3 protein-coding genes, 1 tRNA gene and 1 pseudogene are annotated in these 2941 nt (G+C 57.4%); all 5 read left to right on the forward strand.

Annotated elements, in window-relative coordinates; genetic code table 11:
* Positions 1–343, forward strand: a pseudogene (locus tag ACFFAR_RS29680) (cytochrome bc complex cytochrome b subunit); the annotation flags it as partial.
* Positions 344–431: 88 nt separating this feature from the next.
* Positions 432–1187, forward strand: a complete 756-nt coding sequence (locus ACFFAR_RS29685) for a cytochrome c1 (RefSeq protein ID WP_375509063.1) — start codon at positions 432–434, stop codon at positions 1185–1187.
* A gap of 96 nt (positions 1188–1283) precedes the next feature.
* Positions 1284–1895 (forward strand): glutathione S-transferase N-terminal domain-containing protein, encoded by a 612-nt coding sequence (locus ACFFAR_RS29690; RefSeq protein WP_031362199.1) that lies wholly within the window; start codon positions 1284–1286, stop codon positions 1893–1895.
* A gap of 64 nt (positions 1896–1959) precedes the next feature.
* Positions 1960–2466: a ClpXP protease specificity-enhancing factor gene (locus ACFFAR_RS29695; protein ID WP_062000424.1), complete on the forward strand. Its 507-nt coding sequence runs from the start codon at positions 1960–1962 to the stop codon at positions 2464–2466.
* Between the two features lie 18 nt (positions 2467–2484).
* Positions 2485–2560, forward strand: a tRNA-Thr gene (locus ACFFAR_RS29700).
* The last annotated feature ends 381 nt before the right edge of the window (positions 2561–2941 follow it).

A 2941-nucleotide genomic window follows, 5' to 3' on the forward strand; every position in this document is an offset into this window, starting at 1 on the left:
GTTGCTCGTGATCGTGTTCATGGCGCTGACCGAATCGAAATTCTGGGGCGTGGTGGTGATGGGAACGGCGGTGGTATCGCTCTTCTTCCTTCCGTGGCTTGACCGGAGCCCGGTCAAATCCATCCGATACCGCCCGCTTTTCCACAAGGTCTTCTACGGCGTCTTTGTGTTCGCGTTCTTCGTGCTCGGCTATCTCGGCACAAAACCGCCGTCGCCGGCCAGCACGTTGATTGCGCAGATATGCGCGCTGATTTATTTCGGCTTTTTCCTCGGCATGCCTTTCTGGACGACGCGCGGCCGCTTCAAGCAGCCGCCTGACCGCGTTCAGTTCAAGCCGCATTGACCTCGCTTGGGATATGGCCGCAGCCAGATTGCATGGGACCAGGGTAAGGCGCTCAGCGCCAACTCTGGTCGACACAGGAGACACAACGATGAAAAAATGGCTCTCTGCCCTCGTGCTGATCGGGGCGTCGCTGGTCGCGTTCGGCTTGACGCCGGCGCACGCGCAAGAAAACCCGCAGCTCGACGCCGCGCCCGACAGTTCGGAAAATTTCGCTTCGCTCCAACATGGCGCAAAATTGTTTGTAAACTACTGCCTGAATTGCCACAGCGCGAATTTGATGCGTTACAACCGGCTGACGGACATTGGCATCGATCCGAAGGAAATCCAGGCGAACTTGCTGTTCACCACGGACAAGATCGGCAACACGATGACCGTCGCCATGCGTCCGGACGATGCAAAAGCGTGGTTCGGTTCGGCGCCGCCGGATTTGTCGGTGGAGGCGAGGGCGCGCGGCAAGGACTGGATCTACACGTATTTGCGCAGTTTTTATCGCGACGACACCCGGCCGACCGGCTGGAACAACCGGGTATATGAAAACGTCGCAATGCCGCATGTGCTGTGGGAGTTGCAGGGTGTAAGGACGGCGAAATTCGATACCGAAGTCGACGAAAAAACTGGCGAAAAGGTGAAACATTTCGCGGGTTATACCCAAGTCACTCCGGGGACGATGTCGCCAGTAGATTATGATTCGGCTATGGCCGATCTGGTTTCGTACCTTTCGTGGATGGCGGAACCGGCCCAGCAGACGCGAAAACAGCTGGGCGTCTGGGTCCTGATGTTCTTGGGAATTTTGAGCTTTTTGGCATGGCGCCTCAACGCGGCATACTGGAAGCAGATTAAATAACACGCCGCGATCGGTGTGGGTCAGCGTCGACAAAGCGCCTCGCAGAAGGCGCTTTTCGCACGCTGGCCCTTATGTTTTCTGAAGGGACTTTTAATCATGATGGTTTTGTACTCCGGCACTACTTGCCCGTTCTCCCAGCGCTGCCGGCTGGTGTTGTTCGAAAAGGGCATGGACTTCGAAATCCGCGACGTTGACCTGTTCAACAAGCCCGAAGACATCGCAGTGATGAACCCGTACGGCCAGGTGCCGATTCTGGTCGAACGCGACCTGATCCTGTACGAATCGAACATCATCAACGAATACATCGACGAGCGCTTCCCGCATCCGCAACTGATGCCCGCCGATCCGGTCCAGCGCGCGCGTGCCCGGCTGTTCCTGCTGAATTTCGAGAAAGAGCTGTTCGTGCACGTCGGCACGCTCGAGAACGAAAAGGGCAAAGCCGCCGAAAAGAATCACGAGAAGGCGCGCAACGCGATTCGCGATCGCCTGACGCAGCTTGCGCCCATCTTTCTCAAGAACAAGTACATGCTCGGCGAAGAGTTCTCCATGCTCGACGTCGCCATTGCGCCGCTCCTGTGGCGCCTGGATCACTATGGCATCGAGCTGTCGAAGAACGCCGCGCCCTTGATGAAGTACGCCGAGCGGATCTTTAGCCGGCCGGCTTATATCGAAGCGCTGACGCCTTCGGAAAAAGTGATGCGTCGCTGACGTATCCGATCGCGGAGCGCGCCGGGTCGACTGGCGGCGTTTCGCATCGATAGAGGACAAGCCGATGCAAGAAATCTCCACCAAGCCGTATCTGTTGCGCGCGCTCTATGAGTGGTGCACGGATAACGGCTTCACGCCGCACATAGCAGTTCGTGTGGATAACGGAACGCGCGTGCCGCGGCAATTCGTGCGTAACGACGAGATCGTGCTCAACATCAGCTTCGAGGCGACGAGCCAGTTGCAGATGGGCAATGAGTGGATTGAGTTCAGCGCGCGGTTTTCCGGCAAGTCGCACAAGATCGAGGTGCAGGTCGCCAACGTGCTCGCTATCTACGCGCGTGAAAATGGCCAGGGCATGGCGTTTCCGGTCGATCCCGCAGCACTGGGCGCGGCGCCCGATGTCTCGGGTCTGGATGGACCGCGTTCATCGGAATTGGGTCCGGACGAGAGCGGCGCCGAGCGCATAGAACGCCGTGAACCGGCCGCGTCAACACGAGATGACGACGAGTTGCCTCCCGACGACGATGGATCAAAATCCACTGGCCGGGCTCACCTCAAGGTCGTCAAATGAAGTAATATCGCTGACTTCGCCGGCTTAGCTCATCAGGTAGAGCAGTTGATTTGTAATCAGAAGGTGGCGGGTTCGAGTCCTGCAGCCGGCACCAGATTAGCTTCAAGAAGTAGTCAGATGTAATTAAACCCCGCGCCCGGCAACGGTCCGCGGGGTTTTTACTTTGCGTCCCTCGACGCAGCGCTTACGCCGCGTTCCTGATCCATTCCCCAGGGAAGGCCTGCGGCTTGATATTCTTTTCACAAACCCCTTGCGCAACCCGTGAGGGCACACTAGAATTCGGCCTCTTCGCTTCTGGGTGAGGCGAAGAGAAGCGGGAAGTAGGGGATTCGCAGTTCTATTCCGGTAGCTGGAGAGCCATGCAGGACGGCCCTCGCAGGGAATTGAGGTCCAGGTGGTCGTGATTTGGAGTTTGTCACGATGCGGTAAAAAACCTGTTGACGAAAAGCGAAACGTTCTACATAATCTCGTTTCT

Origin of the sequence: uncultured Caballeronia sp., assembly GCF_964243625.1 — a bacterium.
In the GTDB taxonomy this organism is placed as follows: Bacteria; Pseudomonadota; Gammaproteobacteria; order Burkholderiales; family Burkholderiaceae; genus Caballeronia.

Bases quoted from the DNA above. Each gene is read 5' to 3' on its own strand.
- ACFFAR_RS29685 (WP_375509063.1), top strand. From the start codon at position 432: ATGAAAAAATGGCTCTCTGCCCTCGTGCTGATCGGGGCGTCGCTGGTC.
- ACFFAR_RS29690 (WP_031362199.1), top strand. From the start codon at position 1,284: ATGATGGTTTTGTACTCCGGCACTACTTGCCCGTTCTCCCAGCGCTGC.
- ACFFAR_RS29695 (WP_062000424.1), top strand. From the start codon at position 1,960: ATGCAAGAAATCTCCACCAAGCCGTATCTGTTGCGCGCGCTCTATGAG.